The organism is Geomonas azotofigens, assembly GCF_018919395.1.
GTDB lineage: Bacteria > Desulfobacterota > Desulfuromonadia > Geobacterales > Geobacteraceae > Geomonas > Geomonas azotofigens.
This window is the reverse complement of record NZ_JAHLME010000005.1, coordinates 61,487-85,307: the sequence shown is the minus strand read 5'-3', so window position 1 is coordinate 85,307 and position 23,821 is coordinate 61,487. Positions and strand designations below refer to the sequence as shown.

Sequence of the window (23,821 nt, the reverse complement as noted above, 5' to 3'; positions counted from 1 at the left end):
GGATGGTCACCGTTCGCCCATCAGCGCGAGCCGGTACGGGGGCGCGGGGAGCTCCAGCTCGTTTTCCAGCCGGTAGCTGACCAGGTTGACGAGCTGCACCCGCCTGCGCGCCGGGTTGACGGCGTAGAGCCGGTTCTCGTCCGGGTCGATGGCGAAATACGCCGGGCTCCCCCCCAGCGGCACGGTGGCGATGGTGTTGAAGGTGAACGGGTCGAGTGCCTGCACCCACGCGTCGGACCTGCGCCCGGTGTAGACGATGCCGGAGCGCGGATCGACCTTCAGGGCGCACACCCCCATACCCACGTAGTACCTCCGCTGCTGCGCCAGGGTGAAGGGATCGAGGAGGTCCAGGTACGAGCTGAGCGCGTGCACCGCGTAGAGCTGGTCGCCGCTGCGGCTGAACGCGCCGTGTCCGTCTCCGGGCCCACTCCCTACCGTGGCGCTTACCGTCCTGCGCGCCAGGTCGATGACGGTCATGGTGCTGGCCATGCCGTTGAATACGTACCCTCGCTGCCCGGCGGGGTCGATGAGCACGGAGGAGGGGGCATCCCCCACCGCCAGGCGCCCGGTCTCGAAATACCCCTGGGGGTCCACGAAGCTCACCGTGTTGGAGCCCCTGTTGACCGACAGTAGCGTCCTGCCGTCGGGGGAGAGGGCGAGTTCCTCCGGGGAGTCGCCCGGGGTGAGCCTGATCCTGCGCACCTCTTCCCCGGTGACCATGTCGATCACCTGCAGGGCGTCTTCCCCGGAAAGGGCGACGTAGGCGCGCCTGCGCTGCTGGTCCAGTATGACGCCGCGGGGGGCCTTGCCGGTGGCGATGAATCCGGCGACCTCGGCCGACTGCTTGTCGAAGACGGCGATGGCGTTGGCCTCGGGGATGGTCACGTAACCGGCCACCCCGACCACGGGCCGGTGCGGTTCCCGGACGGTGAACACCGGGGTGAACCGGAAGCCGGCCCCGATGGAATTTTCGTAATCAAAGGAAAGCGAGAGGAGGAGTGCTTTCTGTTTTTGAACCGTGAAGGGCGCGTTGACCGTCACCCGTTCCGGTGCCTGCAGGGCCGCGCTCCCCTCCTCGCGGCGCAGAAGCGGATGCGAGATGCGCAGGGCGAGGCCGTTGTAGCTTCCCGGGGGGAGGGTGGCGGAACCGAGGAAACGCTGCCGGGTGAGTTCCGCAGGCCTCACCTCCTTCAGTGCCAGGGGGACAGGGAACTCCGCGCCGTCCTCGCGCACCGCGCTGACCCCTTCCAGGGTGAAGCTCAGGCGCTCTGCCGCCGGCGGAAAGGGACGGGTGTAGAGATAAAGCTCCCCTTCTTCCACGAGGGGCGGCCGCAGCGAGACGAGCTGCGTCTGGCATCCGGCCAGAAAGGCAGCCAGGGCGATGGCGATGAAACGTATCTTCATAGGGGTGCCACGCTGCCGGGGCGGGAGCCCGGCTTTGGAACTACGGTTTCCGTGAGAACCGGGCTGGCCCGAAGGCCAGCCCGATTGCGGCATGGTGAGGCGCTACGGCCTCTTCAAACAGGGTGCTTCGTTAGTCCTTGGCGTGGCACTTGTTGCACAGGGACCGCTGGTAGGTGGCATAGACGGTAGCCGGCCTCTGGTAGAAGGTTGCCTGGACCTCGTTCATGGTACGGCCAAGGCCGTAGGACTGTGCCGAGCTGTTGGTGGAGTCGGTACCGGGGTAAGCGCCCGCCACGGTGAGGAACTCGGTCTTGTTGGTCCAGCGGGTCATGCTGTCCCAACCGGAGGCATGGGCCCTGTGGCAGGAGAGGCACATGACGTTGGAGCTGCTGTCGGCGCCCCCTTTCTGGGAACCGTCGTTGACGGCGTGCAGGGCCAGGTTGGCGCGGTTGTTGGTCCCCTCTTCGAAGGGCACCATGGAGGTGTAGGCGCTGGCCACGGTGCCGCCGAAGTTGCCGGAGCTTACGTAGGCGTTGTAGTTGGCAAGGATGTTGGCGCCCAGGGTGGAGTCGCTGCTGGCCGGGTGGATCAGGCTGGTGCCGCCGTCATAGTTGGCGGTGGAGTTGTGGATGTTGGTGTGGCAGTTGGCGCACCACTCGGACATGCCGGTACCGTAGGCCACGCGGGTGTCGGTGCTCGCCTCGGAGCGGTTGTAGGATGCCGGTGCGACGGCATACGGAGGCAGTGCTGCAAACGGCTGGATGCCGGCCACGCCCGACACGGAATCCGGGAGGTATCCCGGGCCACCCAACAGGCGGTAGACGCCGACCGCCTCGGTGGTGGTCGGAGCAGCGCCGTAGGAGCCGGAGCCGTTGATCGGCAAGGAGACCGCCACGTCGTTGGCGCCGTTGTAGCCGGTGCCCGCGACGACGGGGCGCTGCACGGTGCCCGCTGCGTCGACGATGCGGTACTTGCCGTGGGGATCGTGGCAGCTCGAGCAGGCCAGGTTCGCCGCCGGGTAGTTGCCGCCCGGGGCGGTGCTCAGGGTGCTGTCGGGGGTGATGCCGAAGTCGGCGGCGACGACGTTGTGGCCGTGGCGCTCGCCAAGGCTGGTGGTCGGGGTGCCGTGGCTATTGTAGTTGAAGGTTTCCTTCACCCAGGCGAAGTCGCCGCCGGGGGTGTAGTTGGAGGGAACGGTGCCGCCCGAGGCGGCGTCGGTGGTCATGATGTGGTAGCTCCCCGCCTTCGCGGAGGTGGTGGCGTGGCAGTTGAGGCAGGTCGAGCTCTGGTCGCTGCCCTGGAGCAGGTAGGTGACCCCTTTGAGCTTGGTGGCGTTGCTGCCAGTGCCCATCGCCTTGTTGCCGGAAGAGTTGTGCATGGTGTGGCACCCGTCGCAGTACGCGACGCCGCCGTCATGGTAGGCGAAGGCGCTGCCGGAGGCCAGGAGGGTAAGGATTGCTGCTGCTGTCAAAGACTTTGCTGCTTTCATGGAATCTCCTTTTCAATCTCATCACTAAATTCGAACATTAATTACCAACTGCACCGTTTTGAGTACTGTTCGCTTCTTCTCACCCCCCCTTCGTGCTGGTCGCTGACGGCTGGGTCTGGAATACCCGGTAGACGCTGACGCCCCTGGCCCGGCTCTGGGCCACGTAAACCCGGTCATGGTTGACGACGAGTTCCATTGGAGCAATGAGGTTGCCCGGGTCCAGTCCCCGGAAGCCGAACTCCGCCTGGAAACTGAAATCCCTGTCGAAGATCATCACCACGCAGCGCAGGGTGTCCGCCACGTAGATGTTCCCCCGCTCATCGGAGGCGATGCCGCTTACTATGTTGAACTTCCCCGGCGTGCTGCCGCGCATGCCGAAGGAACGTACTTGGTGGCCGGGGGTGACCAGGTAGGCGGAGAAGAAGACCGGCACCGTGAAGAGGAGGTCCCCTTCGCTATCCACGCTGAAGCCGACCATCCCCGATTCGCTTCTTTGCTTCTTGCTAAACCCTACGATGGTGCCCAGGTCGTACCCGGAGTCGAAGCTCCCCTCCCGGTCGGTCAGCGCCACCTTCATCGTGTTCCTGTCGACCAGGTAGAGGTGATCCCCATGCCAGGTGATGGTGTCGGGAACGAAGTCGGTTGCGTACTCGGGGGGGAACCCCCTCATGGCAAGTCGTGCCTTCGGTTCCCCTCGGTAGTCGCAGCGGGTTACCGCGTAGCTTGCGTTGGACCGGGAGAGGACGAAGATCTCTCCGCTGTCCGCCACCGCCACCGCCGTTATGTTGCCGAAATCGCCGTTGTCGCCGAAGCGGTACACTTCCATGCCGCTGTCGTTGAAGACCCGCACCGTCCGGCCGCTGGGGTCCGCGACGTAGGTCTCCTCGCCGCGCCGGTCGACCGCGAGGTTGACCCAGTTGTAGGGGATCGCCCCGTTGAAGTCCGAAAGCGTGTACAGATAGGCTGCTCTGAAGACGGCCGCCGGGGCCGGTGCCGCGAGGGCGGTGACCAGGATGAGAGAGAGCAGCATGCCGCGGTAAATCTTGTCCATGTGGAACCGGTGGTTTTCCTGGGCTCGACCATGTGGCGGAGCGCAACTGGTGTCTGCAGCATACGACATACGCTATTTCCGGAGCGTTGCCGCAACGTTGCCATTTGGTAATGTGTCGTTCTTTACCTAAAGAGTCGGGTTGATGAGGAGAATAGCTGAAGAAGCCTTACCGGAATCTGTTGCGGACATTACCATTTGGTAAGGCCGTCGTTCTTTACCTAAAGAGTCGGGTTGGTGGGGAGAATAGCTGAAGAAGCCTTACCGGAATCTGTTGCGGACATTACCATTTGGTAAGGTTGACGGGGGCACGGCCCCGACGGCGGAGGCATCATGGAGCAGAGAAATGGTGCCGCAGAAGAGTGTGCGGCAGGGAGGAGATTGCAGGGAGGAGATTGCAGGAGGGGGATTGCAGGAGGGGGATTGCAGGAGGGGGATTGCAGGAGGGGGATTGCAGGAGGGGGATTGCAGGAGGGGGATTGCAGGAGGTTGCGGCAGGGCGAGGAGGTTACGGCAGGGCGAGGAGGTTACGGCAGGGCGAGGAGGTTACGGCAGGGCGAGGAGGTTACGGCAGGGCGAGCTTGTGACGGCAGGGCGAGGCGGAACTACGCGTTGGGCGGGGGAGGGGGGAAACGGAGCAGTATGGTCGTACCGTGGTCCGGTGAGCTGTCGACGGAAATGGTGCCGTGGTGCAGCTCCACGATCGATTTGACGATGGACAGGCCGAGCCCCGAGCCGTCCGGATGCAGGGTCCGGTGCCGGTCGCCGCGGTAGAACCGGTCGAACACGCGGTGCACCTCCTCCGGCTTCATGCCGTGGCCGGAATCGCGGACCTCGATCTCCTGGGAGCCGTCGTCGGTGGTCAGTGTCCGGACCTCGACCGTGCATCCGGGCGGGGAATACTGCAGCGCGTTGCCGACGAGATTGCTGACGGCCCGTTCGAGCATCTGGGGCGCGCCGTACATGAGGCCGCTGCCGCTGTAGCTGATCGCGATCCCCCTGTCTTCGGCGACCGGTTCGTAAAAGGCGCAGACCTTCTCGATCTCCTTGGCCGGATCGAACAGGACGAACTTGACGCGCTGGGTGGGGTGGTCGGTGCGGGCCAGGAACAGCATGTCGTCAATCAGGCGCGACAGGCGGTGATACTCCTCGACGTTGGACTCGAGGGTCCTTCGGTACTCCTCCGCGGCGCGGTCGCGGGTCAGGGCGACCTCGGTTACCCCGAGCAGGTTGTTGATCGGGGTGCGCAGTTCATGGGCCAGGTTGGAGGAGCTCTGGGAGAGCTTGGTGAACGACTCCTCGAGCCGCCCCAGCATCTCGTTGAACGCCGATGCCAGCCGCCGCAGTTCAACCGGCCACTGCAGCGGGTCGAGGCGCTCGTTGATCCGTTCCACCGTTATCTGCTCGGCGACTCCGGTGATGTCACGCAGGGGGGTCAGCGCCTTGCGGGCGACCAGGACTCCGACGCCGGTTGCCGCCACTATGCCGGTTATGAAGAGGATCACCAGCTGGACTTGCTTCTTGCGGATGGCCGTTATCTCGGCGGTCGCGTCGAGACCTATCTGGATGATGCCGCCCGAGGGGCGCCCGGTAGGTTCCAGGTCGCAGCTGATCAGGTATTCCCGCCCGTTGGCGGCATGCACGTAGCGGGTGGTTACCTGCCGGGGGTGGGTCAGGACGCAGCGAAAGAGACTCGACGGGAGTACCTGCGACATCCCCGGCGTCTCGACCAGCAGCCGGCCGGAGCTGTCCTCGATGCGGATGTAGTACTCCGGGGTGGCGACGTTGGTCCCCTCCCATTCGATGTCCTTGCGGATGATCTCGAGATCGCCCGGGCTGTCGGAAAAAAGAGCACGGTAGGTCTGCAGTCGCCCCTGGATGAAGTCCCGGTCGGCCTGTTCCATCACCTGGTACATGGACCAGGTGATGTAGACGATGCCGCCCACAAGGGCGATCACGGCGGACAGGATGTAGAGCAGGGTGAGCCTGCCGGTGATGGATGATTTTCTGAAGAAATCGTAGGAGCTGCTACTGCTCTTCCAGGACATACCCGACTCCACGGATGGTGTGAATCAACTTTTGCGGGAACGGATCGTCCACCTTGGTGCGCAGGCGCCGGATTGCCACATCCACCACGTTGGTGCCGCTGTCGAAGTTCATGTCCCAGAGCTGGTCGGCGATGACCGTGCGGGTAAGCACCTCTCCCGCCCGGCGGGCCAAAAGGGAGAGCAGGGAAAATTCTTTGGGGGCAAGGTCGAGGCGGGTCCCGGCGCGGAAGGCCCGGTGCCGGTTCAGGTCGACGGTGAGGTCGGCGATCTGGAGGGTTTCCTCGTTGCGCAGCGGGCCGCGACGCAGGATGGTGCGCACCCTGACCAGCAGCTCGGCAAAGGAAAACGGCTTCACCAGGTAGTCGTCGGCTCCCAGTTCCAGTCCTTTGATCCGGTCGGTGACGGTATCCCTGGCGGTCAGAAACAGCACCGGGAGTCCCTTGCCCTGCTGGCGTATCTCCGTCACCACGGACCAGCCTGAGCGCTCGGGGAGCCCGACGTCCAGGATGACGAGATCGTAGGATCCCGTGAGGACCAGGTGCAGGCCGTCCTCACCGTTATCGGCAGTATCGACCACGAAGCCGTTCTCGGTAAGGCCTTTTTTGAGGAATGTCGCTGTCTTCAACTCGTCTTCAACAATCAGTAGGCGCATGGGATATCTCACTGCCACAATCAAATTGTGGCTCGATCACAGGTGCCCTCCATCTGGTTGAGAACATAATATTTGCATATAAACATTGCGAAACTTAGATGCAGTTTCATCTCGATTCTATACTCTAAAAGATATCTTTATCAACTTGTTTACACATGCAATGACAGAAGGGGATCGTCAGCCTGAGACGTTGCCAAGGGGTGTCGAGACACTTCGCGTTTGTACCAGTTCAGGTCGCAGGAAACCGAAGAAAAACCCCCGCCTCGAAGAGAGGCGGGGGCAAGTGGGCCACCTCCTTGCGGAGGTGGCCTTTTCCAATGCTACTGCGAATTCGCCGCGGGTTAATCGTCGTAGCGTTCCTTGCGCTTGAGCCTGAGCTCGCTCAGGGTCGCCTTCCTATAGATCACGTTGCGGGTGACGGTGCTGCTGTTGCCGGCGGCGTCGGTCGCGGTCACGGTGATCGCGTACTGGCCGTTTTTCAGGAACCTGAGCTGCTGCTTGAATACGCCGGTGCTGTCGACCTTGGGCTTGTAGGTGCGGCCGCTCATTTTCACGAGGACGGTGGCCTTGCCGACCGTGTCGGCTACGGTGCCGGTCAGGACGATGCTGCTCTTGCTGGTGGTGATGTCCTGCGCCGGATAGGTGACCGCCATGGTGAGGGCACCGCTCGGGGTGTAGGTCACCGTGCGCTTGGCGCTGGTGGCGTTGCCGGCCAGGTCGGTAGCGGTGATGGTGATGGTGTTGACGCCGGCCACGAGGTTCACGGTGGCGCTGAAGGTGTTGCCGCTGATGGCGGCCGAGGTCTGGCTGCCGCTGTTGTCGGTCACGGTGACGACGGAGCTCTCATCGATGGTCCCGGTCACGGTGACGTAGGACTGCGCCGAGTCGCTGTTGTCGCCGGGGGCGGTGATGGCGAGCACCGGGGCGGTCGGGTCGAAGGTGATGGTGCGGACGTCGCTTTGGGCGTTGCCGGCCTGGTCCACGGCCACCACGGTGATCACGTTGGCACCGGTCACGAGGGTGACGGCGGCGCTGAAGGAACCGTCGGTGTTGACGGTGACGGCCTGGCCGTTGATGGTGAGCGACTGCAGCCCACCGGCGTCGGTCGCGCTGCCGCTGATGTTGAGGGTCACCTTGTTGGTGTAGGAACCGTCGGCCAGGGTCGAGACGACCAGGGTCGGGTTGGTGGTGTCGGCGGTCGGTGCCGGAATGGTCACGGTGACCGTCGCGCTCTTGCCTACCGACACGTTTCCTGCCGCGTCCTTGGCGAACGCGTAGAAGGTGTTGCTACCCTCGACGGCGGTGACCACGGCCGGGGGAGCCATGCTCCAGCCCATGGCGGCGGCGGACGGGGCCGCGGAGCTGGTGCCGATCAGGTAGCCGGTGACGGCGACGTTGTCGGTGGCGGTGAAGGCGGAGACCGGCACGGTCAGGCTGGTCGCGGTGGCCGGCAGGGTGAAGGTTCCCACCACCGGCGCGGTTGTGTCGGGGAGGGTGACGGTGACGCTGGCGCTCTTCGCGGCGGAGACGTTGCCGGCGGCATCCTTGGCCCAAGCGTAGAAGGTGTTCACCCCGGCGACGGCGGTGACGCTGGCCGGGGCGGTGGCGCTCCACCCGGCGGCGGATGCGGACGGGGCCGCGGAGCTGGTGCCGATCAGGTAGCCGGTGACGGCGACGTTGTCGGTGGCGGTGAAGGCGGAGACCGGCACGGTCAGGCTGGTCGCGGTGGCCGGCAGGGTGAAGGTTCCCACCACCGGCGCGGTGGTGTCGGGGAGGGTGACGGTGACGCTGGCGCTGGCGCTCGCCGACGCGGAGACGTTGCCGGCGGCATCCTTGGCCCAGGCGTAGAAGGTGTTCACCCCGGCGACGGCGGTGACGCTGGTCGGGGCGGTGGCGCTCCACCCGGCGGCGGCTGAGGACGGCGTCGCGGAACTGGTGGTGACCAGGTAGCCGGTGACGGCGACGTTGTCGGTGGCGGTGAAGGCGGAAACCGGCACGGTCAGGCTGGTCGCGGTGGCCGGCAGGGTGAAGGTTCCCACCACCGGCGCGGTGGTGTCGGGGAGGGTGACGGTGACGCTGGCGCTCTTTCCGGCGGAGACGTTACCGGCGGCATCCTTGGCAAAGGCGTAGAAGGTGTTCACCCCGGCGACCGCGGTGACGCTGGTCGGGGCGGTGGCGCTCCAGCCGGCGGCGGAGGCGGACGGTACCGCGGAACTGGTGCTGATCAGGTAGCCGGTGACGGCGACGTTGTCGGTGGCGGTGAAGGCGGTGACCGGCACGGTCAGACTGGTCGCGGTGCCCGGCAGGGTGAAGGTCCCCACCACGGGAGCGGTGGTGTCGGCGGCGGGAGCCGCGGCGACGGTGAAGCTGTTGGTGCTGACGATCTCGTAGCCGTGGTTGGGGTTGTTGGCGTCGGGGAGCCAGCTGCCGAAGGCGGCCGAGGCGATGTCGTACTTGTTGCCGTACCACCCCACCTGCCAGGTGTAGGTGCCTGCGGTGGCCGGTGCCGGCGCGGTCAGGACGGCCGGGAGCGTGGTGGAGCTCCCCATGCCGCTGGCGGTGCCGCTGGAGATGGCGAGCTGGGTGCCGCTTTGGTCGAGCAGGACGGCGCGCACCCAGCCGGTGCGGTAGCCGCCGGCTATGGTGACGGACACGGTCTCACCGGGGGCGTAGGAGGTCTTGTTGGTGGTGCCGTTCACGTTGATGGTGTTCTTGGTGCTGGTGGCGTGGGTGCCGTGGGCGTGACAGCCGTTACAGGTCGCGGTGGTCGTGTGGCAGTTCACGCACCCCATGGTCGTGTAGTAGGAGGACTGCGCCTGCGCCTCGTTGCGCCAGAGCTGAAAGGACAGCAGGGACAGGGCGAAGACAAACAACACCAGTAACCTTCCTTGATTCTTTTGAGTCATGCGAGCTCCTTTGGTTCTAAGAAAACCTTTTGTGATTGTTTGAGAGATTGCGGTTTTTCCTCATACAGCTTCGGGACATCCGGAGTGGCGTTTCCTCCTTTTCGGTTGCCTGCCGCTACCAGGTGGCGTGGGCTCAGGCTGTAACTCCGGAAGCGTGGTAAGAAGTGCGGTATGATCCGGCACGGTGAGGTTCGGGCACGAAAAAAGCCGGGCGCGAACATCGTGAAGATATTTCGGCGACCCGGCTGTCTCGGTGAGACCCTTAGGCTTTCCGTCCCACCCTCGCGGGTGGTTTAGTATTGTCGTGTATCGGATTATTGGCGATCCCGTATCAGGACGGGATGCGGCTTTGTGGTGCTATGGCGTTACCTCAAGCGTCTACCCCCGAAAACGCGCGCAAAAAAGCCGGGCGCGAGTATCGTGAGTGATATTTCGGCGACCCGGCTGTCTCGGGGAGACCCTTAGGCTTTCCGTCCCACCCTCGCGGATGGTTTAGTATTATCGTGTACCACAGGTTTTGTAATTCTTGATAAATTTGCTATATCGCAAGTCGATAAAAATGGTCAACAAGAAAAAAATCGATTAAATCAGCTACATGGTTGTTTCGACATCTGTCACAGCGGAGAACCAGTACCTGACGGCGGCATGCTGATGTCAGGGCGAAATCGCACAATGAGCACGCGCTGAGAGGCAATGCCACGGTCTTAAGTTCCCGGATTCAGAGAGACGATGACCCAATGCCAGTGATGTCGTTTATTGAAACTTCTGCTCAATTTCACTCGATCTCTTACCTGGGTAGTAACAGTACCTTTATGAGTTGACTACGATTAGGTTACGCTACCCTGTTAGAAAAATAATGGCCCCGGGAGGTTTCCGGGGCTGCTTTTTTGAAGTCGGGGGGGCTCTGCTAGTTGAAGGCCGCCACCTGGTTCAATAGGGCGGTGCCGTCCGCTTCCCTCCCGTTGGAGCGGTAGAGGGTGGACAGATTGTAGAGCGTGATCCGGACCACGCCGTCCCGTCGGCCGGGGACCTGCGTGAAGGTTTGCAGGCAACGCTCGAACAGTTCCTGCGCCTGCCAAATTCGCCTGTAAGTTCAAGCTCACCGACCGGGACGCCATCATCTCCTGCCAGGCGCGGGTGGCCTGGACCAACGAGCCGGGGGCCCTGAAGAAACCGGAGCTCCCGGTCTGGTAGCTACAAGGGGAGCGAGGTCCTGCTCACCACGGTGCGCAGCGCGAAGGAGGACTGCACCCGCAAAACGCCCGGGAGGCCGGTCAGCTTGTTGTGCAGGCGCAGGTAATCGTCGGTGTCCTTGACGATGACCCGCAACAGGTAATCGACGTCGCCGGACATGAGGTAGCACTCCATCACCTCGGGCACGGTGGCGATGCCCTCCTCGAAACTGGAGAGCTTCTCCCGCTGCTGCCCGTCCAGCGTGACCCGCACGAAGACGTTGCCCGGCTTGCCGATCGCCCCCTGGTCCACCAGCATGACGTAGCGGTCGATGATGCCGCTTTGCTCCAGCATGCGCACCCGCCGCAGGCAGGCCGACTCCGACAGGCCGACCAGTTCGGCCAGCTGCACGTTGGAGAGGCGGCCGTCCTTTTGCAACTCGTTGAGAATGGCCCGATCAATCTTGTCTACGCTCTCCGGCGCAATATTCTTCATACGGATCCTTTCGAATCGAAATATTCTGCGAAAATCTAGCTCCTTTTATGGGGATTCGCAAGAAAAAAGCTGCCGCTTTTTGGTATGCTGGATGCTGCGATGAAGAGCCGCGCGGGGCCTGGCGCCGCTGGCCAAAACATGAGAGGGGAAGCGAAGATGATCGTCGGAATTCTGAAGGAAATCAAGGTGGAAGAGAATCGCGTCAGCATGACCCCGGCGGGGGTGGAGGTCATGGTGAGTCACGGGCACACCCTGCTGGTGGAGGCCGGTGCCGGCGCCGGGAGCGGCTTCGAGGACGACGCCTACCGCAGGGCCGGCGCCGAGATCGTGGCCACGCCCGCCGAGATCTACCGCCGCTGCGAGATGGTCATGCACGTCAAGGAGCCGCAGCCCAGCGAGTACGACCTGATCCGCGAGGGGCAGATCGTCTTCACCTACTTCCACTTCGCGGCGGCCGAGGGGCTGACCCGCGCCTTCATCAAGAGCAAGGGGGTCGCGGTCGCCTACGAGACCATCACCGGTGCGGGCAACTCGCTGCCGCTTTTGACCCCGATGAGCGAGGTGGCCGGGCGCATGGCGGCGCAGCAGGCGGCCAAGTACGCCGAGCGGGCCCAGGGGGGACGCGGCATTTTGCTGGGCGGGGTCCCCGGGGTCGCGCCGGCCACGGTCGTGGTCATCGGCGGCGGTGTGGTCGGTACCCACGCGGCTCAGATGGCCTGCGGCATGGGGGCGAAGGTGTATCTCCTGGACATGAGCCTGGAGCGCCTGCGCCATCTCTCCGAGGTGATGCCCAAGAACTGCTTCCCGGTGATGTCCTCGCCGGCCACCATCCGCGAGCTGGTCAAGGAGGCGGACGTGGTCATCGGGGCGGTCCTCGTGCACGGCGCCAAGGCGCCCAAGCTGGTGACCCGCGACATGCTGAAGACGATGAAGCCCGGTGCGGTGCTCGTGGACGTGGCCATCGACCAGGGAGGGTGCTTCGAGACCTCGCGTCCGACCACGCACCGCGAACCGACCTACCTCGAGGAGGGGGTGCTGCATTACTGCGTGGCCAACATGCCCGGCGCGGTGCCGCTCACCTCGACGGCGGCCCTCACCAACGCGACGCTCCCCTACGCGGTGGCGCTGGCGGACCGCGGCTGGCGGGAGGTGGCGCGCCAGAACCCCGGCGTGAAGGAAGGGGTCAACATCGCCCTGGGGCAGGTCACCTATCGCGGCGTCGCCGAGGCTTTCGGCCTCGACTACACCCCGGTGGACGAGGTGCTCGGCTAAGGGCTCCGGAAACCAGAACCACGAAGAGGCCAGCCGTCGATCGGCTGGCCTCTTTTTTTTAACCTGCGTGCGATGGGGCGTGCGGTCATTTCGCCCTCGGCACTTCCCTCACCCTGGCCCTCTCCCCAGGGGAGAGGGGAGGTGGACGGTGCCCGCCTTACGGCACCTTGAGGCGCAGCTTGCGCAGCACGCGGTCGTTCACCTGGAGCCTGATCTTGCGCGGGTCCAGCACCGGGACCTTCTGGTAGGGGCCGCTTCTCAACAGCGAGAGCGCGAGTTCCGCGGTCTGCACCCCCATGTCGTAGGGGTCGATGTCCAGCGAGGCCGCGGCGCCGTTTTTGAGGTACTGGCCGGTGAAGGTGACGGCGGGGATGCCCTGGGTCATGGAAAAAAGCAGCAGCGCCTCCACGTTCACCGTGGTCACCACCGTGCTGTCCGGCAAAAGCCACAAAAGATCCACCTCATTCTTGAGCTTTTCCAGTTTCCCCTGCAGTTCGCGCGAGTTGCGCACCGGTTCCAGGGTGAGGCTCACGTCGTGATCCTCCGCTTCCGCGGCGGCCCGTTTCAGGTACAGCCCCGAGAGCTTCGGGTCGTAGAGGACCCCGACCCGCTTGGCCCCGAGTTGCGCGAAGAGGTCCAGGTAGCGCCCGGGGGCGGCCACCATGGTCACCCCGCCGACGTGGTCGGGCTGGGATTTTTGGGACAGCGACAGGGACAGCATGGAGACCACCGGCACCTCCCTGATCTTGCGGCAGGCGATGAGCGCCTGGTCCCCGATGGCGACCACCAGCCTCGGGCGCTCCTCCCGGACCAGGCGCTGCACGTCCACCTCGGCGTAGTCGGAGAGCACCAGGGGCTGTTCGTTGTTCCTGGCGGCGGCGTGGAAGCCGCGCAGGGCCTCGGAGTAGACCGGGCTGCGGCTGGATTGCAGGATAAGGAGGTCCGAGGCGAGCGCCGGGGCGGCCAGCAGCCAGGTCAGCAGTATGCAAAGGAGCAGGGGGCGCATCAGAAGCGGAACCTCCCCCCGATTTCGAACCAGCGCGGCGCGGCCTGGTGGAAGTCGTACTGGTACAGCTTGGCGTCGAAGATGTTGCGCAGCGACAGGAACAGCTCCGGCGAGTTCTCCTGGGCCGGCGCCAGCTTCTGGTTCAGGTGCAGGTCAAAGAAGGTCGCCACCGGATGCGCGGTGGGATCATCGAGCCTCCAGTTGACGTAGTTGCCGGTGAGGACGCCGGTGAAGCCGGCCGCGGCGTTGTTGTAGCTGAGCGATCCCTTGGCGGCGTGGCGGGGGCCGCTTTGGTTGCTGTCGAGTTCTGCCCCGGTGTCGCGGTTTCTCGCGTCGGTGAAGGTGTAGGCGCCGGTCAGCGCGAAGCCGTGCCAGGACGAGGTGCGCAGTTCCAGGTCGATGCCGTGGCGGCGCTGCTTCACCTCGCGCAGCACGCCGGCCTGGTAGTCGTACTCCTGGACGTTCCAGACGTTGTTGTGAAACAGCATCCCCTTGAGCCAGAGGTAGGGAACCGCGCTGCTCTCCGCTCCCCACTGCACGGTGGCCACCTGCTGCAACTCGTGCTGCACCTCGCCGTTGGTCGAGCCGAAGAAGCTGATCATCGGCAGGCTGTAGCCGCGCGCGGCATAGCCGCGCAAGAGGGTGTTCTCCCCCAGGCGCACGGTGGCGCCCATGGTCGCGCTGAAGGGATCGTCGAGCAGGTTCAGGTGGTCGACGCGCACGCCGGGGAGCAGCGAGAGCCGGCCTATGGTGAAGGTGCCGTTGGCGTAGGCGGAGTAACGGGTAAGGGTGAGGTCGGCGTCGCTTCCCGGCGCGTGGCGCACCAGTTCGCGCTGGGTCACCCCGATCCTCTCGAACTCGACGCCTGCCTTCACCCCCTGGTGGGCGTCGCCCAGGTTCAAGGCGGCCGTGTACCCCTGGTGCACCTCGCGCGCCCGGGCGTTGAAGATGAGGAGGCTTTGGGAGATCAGGCTGCGGCGGTCTTCCGTGTCGCGCAGGCCGCCGCGGCCGGTGATATCGAGGCTCGCGCGCGCGGCAAGCGGCACCTGCAGGGCGAGGTAGCCGTCCAGGTAGCGTGTTGTGCCGGTCTGGGATATGTCGTAGCGTGTCGCTGTCAGGACCCCGGTGTCGGCGTAGCGGGCATCGAGCCCCAGGGTGGCCTTGGCGCCGCCTATGAAATTGTAGGTGATCTTGCCGAACCCGTGGCTGAAGTCGACGTTGTTGCCGGGGACGAGCCCGTCGGAGCGGATGGTGCCCCCGGTCAGGTAATAGCCGAACCCGTCGCTGGTGCCGCTCACCTCGCCCCTAAGGTCGCTGGTCGCCTTCTTGCCGATGGAGGCCGAGGCGAGGCCGGCGGCGCGGTCCGCCGCCGGGGACTTGGTGACGATGTTGATGACGCCCCCAAGCGCCGAGCCCCAGGCCGCGGACGCCGCCCCTTTGATCACCTCGATGCGCTCGACCATCTGGATCGGGATCATGCCGATGTGAGCCAGGTTTTCCGATGAGACGAAGTTCTGGGGCACCCCGTCGATCTGCACCAGGATGTGACGGTTCAGTGAGCCGAGGATGTCGTAGAGCAGGATTGCGCCGGGAGTCTGCAGCAGGTCAAGTTGCACGCCGGGGACCGTCTGCAGCACGTCGGCCACCGTGTGGGCGTTTAGGCGCGCGATTTCCTCGGCGGTGACCACGGTGACGTTTTCGGCGATGAGGGATGCGGGGCGGGGCAGGCGCGAGACACCGTCGGGCTCTTCCCCGGAGAGGCCGAGTGAACGGGTCACCTCGTCCCCTTCGTCTCCCCTGGCATGGAGCGGCGCCAGCGGGATCAGGAACAGCAGTGAGGCGAGCGATAATTTGCGGAGAAACTTACCAGTCAATATTTCTGCCCATCGAAAAAAGAACGTTGACAGCTGCATCTTTTTCTGGAAAAACTGGCACAAAAATGCTCGGTATACCTATCAGCTTAAGGGAAAGCTGTCAAAACAAATTCCATTAATACTATTTGTCTTTTTTTGTGGTTTGTTGTCCACATGTTTGTTGATAATCGTTAAGTGCACGCTATAGTTTTCACTGTTTGAGTTCAGAGTTTATCCTACAGTGTAGCTTCACTGTGATTGGGACCCCGCGCCGCGCGCCCTCGCGCGAGGCGCTTGCCGGATCCCGCGCGATCACGACCTCGCTGTCGCCCCCATGCCGCCGGGGCGGGGACGGCGGGGCGGGTCCAGCCCTAGAAGGCCTCCGAAATGAACAGGTTGTCGTTGCCCCAGCGCTTGTGCACCTTCCGCTCCAGCTTTCAGTTCAAGCTCTTCCTGCGCTTCACCCTCTTCTCCGCGGTCATCGCCGTCGTCTGCGGCACCCTGTTCGTCCTGCACCAGATCCACCAGAACAGGAGCCACGCCGAGCAGATGCTCCACCTGCAGGCGCGCGCCCTGGCCGACGCGGTGCGCCTCCCGCTGTACGCCGAGAGCGTCGAGCTCCTGGAGGGGCACGCCGCGGAGACCATGCGCCTTCCCGAGATCCGCGCCGTCGAGATCGTCAGCGCCCGCGGCAAGGTGCTGGTCAGGCTCCCCGCCTCCCTCCCCGGCCCCGCCGACGAGCTGATCCGCCAGAGGGCCGAGGTGCACGGCCATCCCCTGACCGTTGCACCGGAGCAGGCCCTCTCCGGGGAGCAGGCGGCGCCGGGGGACCTGGTCGGCGAGGTGCGCCTTTACCGCGGCACCGATGACCTGTGGCGGGAGGGACGCCGCCTGGCGGCCCTGAGCGTGGTGCTGGCGACCGGTTGCTGGCTCTTCGTGAGCCTCTCCTGCTACCTGATCCTGAGAAGGGTGACTGCCTCCTTCAACACGCTGATGCGGGGGATGGAGAAGGTCCACGGCGGGGACTACGTCTCGCGCATCGAGATCGTTTCCGACGACGAGCCCGGGCGCGCCTCCGCCTCGCTGAACGAGCTGGCCGAGTCGCTGCGGCAGCGCGAAGAGGAAAACCGCCGTCTGCACGCCGAACTCATGGCCGCCATGGAGTACGAGATCGCCTCCAAGGAGCAGCTGGTCTCCATCAACCTGGACCTGGAGATGGAGATCGAGCAGAGGACCCAGGCGCGCCAGGAGCTGAAGAACCTGGTGCAGCAGCTCCCCCTGGGGATCGTCTGGTCCGACGAGCAGGGCGAGATCGAGTACCTCAACTCCTTCATGCTGGACACCTTCGGCTACGGCGCCGACGAAGTCCCCGACGTCAACGCGCTCTTCGCCCTGCTCTGCCCGGATGAGAACCACCGCGCCGCCGTGCTGGAGAAGCGCGCCGCCGCCATCGCGGCATGGGAGCAGGGGAACCTGGTCACCTTCTACGAGGTCACCGCCGTGTGCCGGGACGGCTCCCCGCGCCACCTGAACTGCAGCAACCAGCGCTCCGGCACCCGGATCGTCGACATCATGATCGACATGACCGAGCGCGAGCTGTTGCAGCAGCAGCTGGTCCGGAACCAGAAACTGGAATCGATCGGGGTGCTGGCCGGCGGCATCGCCCACAACTTCAACAACGCCCTCACCGGCGTGCTCGGCTACATCTCCTTCGCCAAGAAGTTCCTGGACCCGGGACACGGCGCACACGAGCTGTTGCTGCAGGCGGAGAAGGCGACCATGCGCGCCGCCGGCTTCGCCAACCAGCTCCTCTCCTTCGCCAAGGGGGGGACGCCGCTGCGCAAGGGGGTCCCGGTCGCGGCGCTGGTCGAGGAATCGGTGCGCTTCTCCACCAAGGGGACCAACGTCAGCGCGAGCCTCGAGCTCCCCGCGGACCTGCCGCCGGTCTTCGTGGACGACGGGCAGATGCGCCAGGCCTTCAACTGCATCTGCATCAACGCGGTGCAGGCGATGCCGGAGGGGGGGAGGTTCGTCGTGCGGGGGAGGCGGGTCTGCGGCGAGGGGGACCGGCTGCCGGCCCCGCTGTGCGGCTGCTACGTGGAGCTTTCCTTCCAGGACCAGGGGTGCGGCATCCGCGACGAGCACAAGTCCAGCATCTTCACCCCCTACTTCACCACCAAGGCGCAACTGGGGACGGGGCTGGGGCTGGCCACCGTGCACTCCATCATCGCCAGGCACGGCGGACTGATCACCTTCGACAGCCAGTGGGGCAGGGGGACCACCTTCACCGTCTACCTCCCGGTGTTCTCCCTGGAGCCGCCGGCGCCCGAGCCCCGGGCATAAAAAAGCAGCCAGGCCGGGAGAGAGTCGGCGCTGGCTGCATAAGTAAATAACAGGTTCGGTGGCAGGGGCTTTCCCCCTACGCTGTCGGTTACCCCCGGGTGATCTTCGCCTTGCTCTTCAGTTCCTCGACGAACGCGGTCACCTGCTGCCTGACCTTTTCCGCCTTCAGGTACTCGAATATCTTCGCCTTGGCCTCGTCGTAGCTCACCTTGCTCGCCTCGTGCCTCTCGGCCAGCTTGATGATGTGGAAGCCGAACTGGCTCTCCACCACCTGGCTGATCTCCCCCGGTTTCAAGTCGAATACGGCCTTCTCGAAGGGGGGAACCATCTGGCCCCGGCCGAAGGTCCCCAGGTCGCCGCCCACGGTGGCACTCGGGCACCCCGACTCGGCCTTGGCCACGGCGGCGAAATCCTCACCACCCTTGACCCGCTTCAAAAGCGCCTCCGCCTTCTCCTTCGCCTTCGCCTTCTCCTCCGCGCTCCCCTTGGGGTCGACCTTCACCAGGATGTGGCTCGCCCGCGCGTTCTCGGGGCGGGTGAAGTACTTGGCCAGGTTGTCCTGGTAGAACTTCTGGGCCTCGGCGTCGCTCACCTGCACCTTGGCGGCGAAGCGCTCCTCGATGAAGGTGTTGATCACGATGCTCTTGCGCGCGTTCCTGGTCATTTCCGCCACGGTCATCCCGCTACCCTTGAGCGCCTCCTCGAAGGCGTCCGGGTTCGGGTAGGCCGCCTTGCTCTCGGCGATCTTCTTCTCCACCTGCTGGTCGAGGTCCTTGATCTCGGTCTTGGCGGCCTCCTGGTAGAGGAGCTCGGCCATGGTCAGCTGGTCCAGGGCGGCCTGGGTGGCCTGCTGCATGGCCTGGGGGGGGAGTTGCTGCTGCTGTCCGCTTTGGGACAGGAGCACGCGGGTGGCGCGCTCGACCTCGGTACGGGTTATGGCGACCCCGTTCACGGTCTGCACCGCGTCCTTCACCTCGGCCGCCTGGGCCTGCGGCGCCGGGGTGGGCACCGCGGCCTTGTTGGCGCCGGCGCAGCCGGCGAGGCAGAGAAGCGCTGCGGTGGTCGATGCGATGCTCGTGGTGATCCTCTTCATTGCACGGTCTCCTTTTGGGCAACGGTAACTGTCGGTAGGGAAGTTGCCGGGGAGGGAGGCTGTTCCCCCCGCCGGGACGCCGGTAACCTTAGCAAATCCGAAGCCAAGTTTGTCATCAATTTAAATATTAAGTTTTAGCGATACTTTGCGCGGCCGCGCCCGGCGGCGGCGCTCCCTCGGTTGCGGGAAAACCCCCACCCTCCCGACCATGCCGGCGAGGGGTGGGGCATTTGCCCCACCCCGGTCGCACCCTTTTCCCGCCGCCCCGCGTCAGCTTTGGGCAAATGCCGATTGGCCCCATTTTCGCATTGACTTCCGGCAGCTTATGGGTTAACAACACGTCACTTCGCATATAGGTATAATTGTATATGTGTCAGATCCCCCAGTCCCGGCCCCGCCAGCGGACCGGTCCCCGAGGAAGCCGTTCATGAAACCATATCTCGTACTGCTGCCCCTGGTCCTCCTCCTCGCCGCCACGACCGCGGCGGCCGCGGAGAACTGCCTTGCCGGGGGGTGCCATGCCAAGATCGCCTCGTTCAAGCACCCGCACCAGCCGGCCCGGGGGGGCTGTCTCTCCTGTCACCTGCAAAAAATAAAGGAGCACCCGCGCCAGCAGGGGAAGAGCTTCGAGCTGTCCGGCAAGGGGAGCGCCCTGTGCGCCACCTGCCACGACGCCATCGGCAAGAAGAAGATCGTGCACCCGCCGGTGAAGGAGGGGGACTGCACCTCCTGCCACAACCCGCACGGCGGCAACGGCAAGTACCTCACCGAGGCGGACGAGGACCAGAAGGAGCTCTGCTTCGGCTGCCACGACGCGGCTCCCTTCAAGAAGGCGCACGTGCACGGCCCGGTCGCGGAGGGGGCCTGCACCGCCTGCCACGACCCGCACGAGTCCAACCAGAAGCGGCTCATGAAGGGTGAGGTGAAGGAGCTTTGCCTGAAATGCCACGAGGACTTCGCCAAGGGGATGAGGGAGGCGGCGCGCGTGCACGGGCCGGTCAAGGACGCCCCCTGCACCTCCTGCCACGACCCGCACTCCTCGGTAAACCCCTCCCTGTTGAAGGAGAAGATGCCGGACCTCTGCATCGGCTGTCACAAGGAGATCGGCAAGAGGATCAAGGGGGCCAAGCTGATGCACAAGCCGCTCACCGACGCCAAGGGGTGCAGCAACTGCCACTCCACCCATTTCTCCGCCGCCAAGGGGCTCATGGCCGGGGATCAGAGGAGCATCTGCCTTGGCTGCCATGGCGGCAAGCCGCTGGGGAACCCGCCGCTTAGGGAGGTCGCCAAGGAGTTCGGCAAGGGGAAGAAGCTGCACGGTCCCCTGAAGGAGGGAAAGTGCGACGGCTGCCATGACCCGCACGCCTCGGACTACCGCCGCCTTTTGCTCGGCAACTATCCGACCTCCTTCTACGCGCCGTACCGGGAGGGTGGCTACGACCTCTGCCTGCGCTGCCACGACAAGAACATGCTGCGTTACCCGGACACCACGGTCTATACCAAGTTCCGAAACGGCGACCGCAACCTCCACTACGTGCACGTGGCCAACCGCATCAAGGGGCGCTCCTGCCTGGCCTGCCACGAGACCCATGGCTCCGACGGCGACAAGCTGATCAACCCCGAGGGGGCGCACTTCGGGCAGTGGCAGGTGAAAACCCGCCTGAAGCTCACCGCCAACGGCGGCAGCTGCGCGCCGGGGTGCCACTGGGCCTACAGGTACGACCGGGTCAACCCGGTCAACTACGCGAAGCCTGAGGCGGCGCCGGCCAAGTCCGACGCCAAGCCCGGCGCGAAGCCCGGCCCCGCCAAGTAAAAGGGCCCCGCACCCTAACCCGCACGCCGCATCCGCATCCCCCGCCGCCCTCCAGGCCGCGGGGGATTTTTTTGGTCCGCGGCGGGCTCAAAAACCCACCGCAAGACCCACTGTGGGTGATCTCACCCACCGCCTTCGCTCCCCGCCCGACCCGACTCCACACCTCCATCTATGTGATTTCAATCACTTGAGCGAAAAGCGCGATCTGGCACGGAGGTTGCTCATAGGTTTGGCACTTGCTAATTCCGTTGCCCCTCTGGGGGGAGGGGCCGCGGTCTTTAATCAAAGTGAAAAACAAAGTTGCAGTGAGAGAGCCGAGCAGCGAGATTTTCACTAACTTACCAAATCGGAGGATCAGGAAATGAAAAAGCAATTCGTAGCAGCTGCAGCAGTTGCAGGTCTCGCGCTCGGCGCGGTCGTGGCCCAGGGGGCGGACTCCAAGGGCGCAGGCATCAAGAACTCCGTTCACGACCTGAGCGGTTACGGCACCGGCGCCACCGCCACCAGCTACGTGAAGACCGTCGACCCGGGCAAGCGTCTGTGCGCGTACTGCCACACCCCGCACCACTCCGCGTTCAACAACCAGGACCTCGCGGCTGAAATCAGCTACCTCGGCCTGGACGCCACCAGCGGCCTTGGGACCACCGCAGCTTCCTACAAGATCTATGCGCCGCTTTGGAGCCGCACCGACGTCCGTAACGGCGGCTACGGCACCTACGTGAGCCAGACTTTCGACCCGGAGCGCCAGAACAAGGTGTACGATCCGCTCATCGGACCGTCCCGTCTCTGCCTCTCCTGCCATGACGGCAGCATCGCCATCGACTCCTACTACGGCCAGACCGTCACCAACCCGGTCACCACCGGCGACGCCTTCAACACCGCCCTGGGCGGCGGCGGCGTCAACTCCATCGGTATCGCGGGCGGCTACAGCGCCATGGCCGGCACCGGCGGCCTCACCAACGACCACCCGATCGGGATGCGCTACAGCGACTACCAGGGCAAGCAGGATCCCAACGGCACCGACTACGAGCTGAACGTCACCACCAAGACCTTCACCGCCACCGACGGCAGCGCCGGCAAGACCATCTCCTCCGTTCTCTACACCGACCCGTCCGACACCAACGTGAACGGCTTCGTAACCTGCGCCTCCTGCCACGACGTCCACAACGGCAACGCCGTGGGCAACAAGGCTCCGGAAGGCAACATGCGCGGCTTCCTGCTCTACGGCAGCCAGGTGCAGTCCTCCTTCTGCCTGACCTGCCACAACAAGTAAGCCAAACGGTATCCGCAGTCCCGAAGGCCGCCACTCCGTGGCGGCCTTTTTTATGGATACGTTTGATTAACACGCCGACATTTCGCTTCACATTTTACCGTCATTGCTATATATATCGGATCGCTTATATTCTGCGCCAGGAGGGGTTATGTCACACAGGATCGGAACAGCCATCTTCATCGTTTCTCTCTGGTCGGCTCTGTTGGGAGGGTGCGCGTCCGGCCCCACCAAGATCACCCAGTTCTGGCCTCCGGCCCCCGACATGCCGCGCATACAGTACCTGACCAAGATCTCCGATTCCACCGACGTGGTGCCCAAGAAGTCGGTTTCCCTGCTCGACCTCAAGGAGAGCCAGGTGGAAACGATCCCCCTGGTGAAGCCCTATGGCATCGCGGTGCACAAGGGGGCCCTGTACATCTGCGACACCGTGCAGTCCCAGGTGGTGATCTACGACCTCCCCAGGCAGAAGGCCTCGCTGCTCAAGGGGAACAAGGGCGAGGGGAAACTGATGAAGCCGATCGCCGTCGCCGTGGACGCCGAGGGGAACGTGTACGTGGCGGACTCGGCACGCAAGAAGGTGGTGAAATTCGCCGCCGACGGCTCCTTCGCCGGGACCGTGGGCGAGGAGGATATGAAGCCCGTGGGGGTCGCGGTCGACGACATCAACCTCTACATCCTCGATTCCGGCAACGGCCTGGTCCGGGTCTTCGACCGCCGCACCTCGAACCCGGTGCGCAGCTACGGCAACGAGGGGGACGAGCGGGGGCGCCTGTTCACCCCGCTGGCCATCGGCCTGGACGGCAAGGGAGGGGTCTACGTCACCAACCTTGACGGGCGCGTGGTCCACTTCGACCGCGACGGCCACCCCCTGAGGATGTTCGGCAAGATGGGAGCGGGTCCCGCCGACTACAACCGCCCCCGTTCCATCGTGTTCGACAAGGCCGGCACCATGTACATCGTCGACGCGGCGAGCCAGAACGTGCGTCTGCTCGACGAGAACTTCCAGCTGCTCATGTCCTTCGGCGAGCCCGGCACCCCCGCCTCGCTCAACGTCCCGGCGGGAATGGCGGTCAGCGACGACGACCTCGACTACTACCAGAAGTTCGCCGCTCCCGATTTCGTGGTGGAGCGGGTGCTGTTCGTGGTGAGCCAGTTCGGCACGCACAAGATCAGCGCCTATGGCCTGGGCAAGAAGCAGGGGGTCGACTACGACGCCCTGGTGAAGGAGCGGCAGCAGCAGATCCGCAAGATGGAGGAGAACCTCGCCAAGGAAGAGGAGAAAAAGAAGGAGAAGGAGAAGGCGCCAGAGGCGCAGCCAGCCGCTGCGGCAGGGGCTCCCGCCCCCGCGAAGTAACCTCGGGGACGCCGCCGGCATGAGCAGCCTCTTTTCTCGATCGATCCTGGCCCTGGTGGCGGTGGCGCTTCTTTGCGGCTGCGAGCCCGCGGCCACGCACCGGTTCCTGACCACCTTCTTCGACGAGGTCCCGGCGCTTCCCCCCGTGGAGCAGTACTGCGAGGAGGTGCTGGAGCAAAAGGCGGCGCGGGCCGAATCCGGCAAAGGGGCGACGGCCCAGGCGCCGGTGTACCAGCCGAGCATCCATCCCCCCTACGCCGAGAAGCGTTGCAACGGCTGCCACGAGGCGGAGAAAACCACCATAAGCGGTCTGCTCAAGCCCGAGACCGAGCTCTGTTTCATGTGCCACCCCAACATCCTGAAGCACCGCTACGCCCACGGCCCGGCGGCCGAGGGGGAGTGTCTTGGGTGTCATCTCCCCCATGAGGGGTCGTACCCCTCCCTCCTGGCGCGGGACCCGCTCAAGCTGTGCCAGAAGTGCCACAGCGAGGAGCGCAGCGCCGCCGGCATGCATGACAAGATCCAGGCCAAAGGAGTCCGGTGTATCGACTGCCACGATCCCCATTCGGGCGACTCCAGGTACTTCCTGAAGTGAAAAA

Annotated in this window: 16 protein-coding genes and 2 riboswitches; of the genes, 6 read left to right on the top strand and 10 right to left on the bottom strand. The window is 64.7% G+C overall.

Annotated elements, in window-relative coordinates:
* Positions 1-6: 6 nt before the first annotated feature.
* The 7 genes from KOL99_RS16585 to KOL99_RS16555 form a co-directional block, all read right to left on the bottom strand.
* Entirely contained in the window at positions 7-1,404 is a 1,398-nt protein-coding gene (locus KOL99_RS16585; protein ID WP_216511585.1) for a YncE family protein, read from the bottom strand.
* Between the two features lie 130 nt (positions 1,405-1,534).
* Positions 1,535-2,893 carry a cytochrome C gene (locus KOL99_RS16580; RefSeq protein WP_216511584.1) on the bottom strand — a complete coding sequence of 453 codons (1,359 nt, stop codon included), beginning with the start codon at positions 2,891-2,893 and terminating at the stop codon, positions 1,535-1,537.
* Between the two features lie 79 nt (positions 2,894-2,972).
* Positions 2,973-3,944 (bottom strand): NHL repeat-containing protein, encoded by a 972-nt coding sequence (locus KOL99_RS16575; RefSeq protein ID WP_216511583.1) that lies wholly within the window; start codon positions 3,942-3,944, stop codon positions 2,973-2,975.
* 602 nt (positions 3,945-4,546) lie between these two features.
* Positions 4,547-5,989, bottom strand: coding sequence for a heavy metal sensor histidine kinase (locus tag KOL99_RS16570; RefSeq protein ID WP_216511582.1), 1,443 nt, complete (start codon positions 5,987-5,989; stop codon positions 4,547-4,549).
* The gene (locus KOL99_RS16565) at positions 5,970-6,641 is read right to left on the bottom strand and encodes a heavy metal response regulator transcription factor (RefSeq protein WP_216511581.1); all 672 of its coding nucleotides are present in this window, start codon (positions 6,639-6,641) and stop codon (positions 5,970-5,972) included. The genes KOL99_RS16570 and KOL99_RS16565 overlap by 20 nt, the downstream gene beginning before the upstream one ends.
* 341 nt (positions 6,642-6,982) lie before the next feature.
* Positions 6,983-9,547: an Ig-like domain-containing protein gene (locus KOL99_RS21855; RefSeq protein ID WP_216511580.1), complete on the bottom strand. Its 2,565-nt coding sequence runs from the start codon at positions 9,545-9,547 to the stop codon at positions 6,983-6,985.
* Between the two features lie 232 nt (positions 9,548-9,779).
* Positions 9,780-9,855: riboswitch (cyclic di-GMP riboswitch) on the bottom strand.
* A gap of 123 nt (positions 9,856-9,978) precedes the next feature.
* A riboswitch (cyclic di-GMP riboswitch) is annotated at positions 9,979-10,054 on the bottom strand.
* Positions 10,055-10,741: 687 nt separating this feature from the next.
* Positions 10,742-11,215, bottom strand: a complete 474-nt coding sequence (locus KOL99_RS16555) for an Lrp/AsnC family transcriptional regulator (RefSeq protein ID WP_216511579.1) — start codon at positions 11,213-11,215, stop codon at positions 10,742-10,744.
* Positions 11,216-11,371: 156 nt separating this feature from the next.
* On the opposite strand from KOL99_RS16555, the gene ald reads away from it, so the two are divergent.
* On the top strand, positions 11,372-12,487 hold the full coding sequence (gene ald / locus KOL99_RS16550) for an alanine dehydrogenase (protein WP_216511578.1): 1,116 nt from the start codon (positions 11,372-11,374) through the stop codon (positions 12,485-12,487).
* Positions 12,488-12,644: 157 nt separating this feature from the next.
* Here the strand turns inward: ald and KOL99_RS16545 are convergent, their stop codons facing one another.
* Positions 12,645-13,493 (bottom strand): ABC transporter substrate-binding protein, encoded by an 849-nt coding sequence (locus tag KOL99_RS16545; RefSeq protein ID WP_216511577.1) that lies wholly within the window; start codon positions 13,491-13,493, stop codon positions 12,645-12,647.
* On the bottom strand, positions 13,493-15,367 hold the full coding sequence (locus KOL99_RS16540; protein ID WP_236026349.1) for a TonB-dependent receptor plug domain-containing protein: 1,875 nt from the start codon (positions 15,365-15,367) through the stop codon (positions 13,493-13,495). Before KOL99_RS16540 ends, KOL99_RS16545 begins: the two co-directional genes overlap by 1 nt.
* A gap of 366 nt (positions 15,368-15,733) precedes the next feature.
* Between KOL99_RS16540 and KOL99_RS16535 the strand changes: the two genes are divergently transcribed.
* The gene (locus KOL99_RS16535; RefSeq protein ID WP_216511575.1) at positions 15,734-17,689 is read left to right on the top strand and encodes an ATP-binding protein; all 1,956 of its coding nucleotides are present in this window, start codon (positions 15,734-15,736) and stop codon (positions 17,687-17,689) included.
* A gap of 88 nt (positions 17,690-17,777) precedes the next feature.
* Here KOL99_RS16535 and KOL99_RS16530 read toward each other — a convergent pair whose 3' ends face one another.
* Positions 17,778-18,782, bottom strand: coding sequence for a peptidylprolyl isomerase (locus KOL99_RS16530; RefSeq protein ID WP_216511574.1), 1,005 nt, complete (start codon positions 18,780-18,782; stop codon positions 17,778-17,780).
* 427 nt (positions 18,783-19,209) lie between these two features.
* Here KOL99_RS16530 and KOL99_RS16525 point away from each other — a divergent pair, with 427 nt between their 5' ends.
* From KOL99_RS16525 to KOL99_RS16510, 4 genes are all read left to right on the top strand, one after another.
* Complete coding sequence (locus KOL99_RS16525; RefSeq protein ID WP_216511573.1) at positions 19,210-20,595, top strand: cytochrome c3 family protein; 1,386 nt, start codon at positions 19,210-19,212, stop codon at positions 20,593-20,595.
* Positions 20,596-20,956: 361 nt separating this feature from the next.
* Positions 20,957-21,868 carry a hypothetical protein gene (locus KOL99_RS16520; RefSeq protein ID WP_216511572.1) on the top strand — a complete coding sequence of 304 codons (912 nt, stop codon included), beginning with the start codon at positions 20,957-20,959 and terminating at the stop codon, positions 21,866-21,868.
* 148 nt (positions 21,869-22,016) lie between these two features.
* A complete protein-coding gene (locus KOL99_RS16515; protein ID WP_216511571.1) occupies positions 22,017-23,222 on the top strand; it encodes an NHL repeat-containing protein in 1,206 nt (401 codons plus the stop codon).
* Between the two features lie 19 nt (positions 23,223-23,241).
* Positions 23,242-23,817, top strand: a complete 576-nt coding sequence (locus KOL99_RS16510) for a cytochrome c3 family protein (protein WP_216511570.1) — start codon at positions 23,242-23,244, stop codon at positions 23,815-23,817.
* The last annotated feature ends 4 nt before the right edge of the window (positions 23,818-23,821 follow it).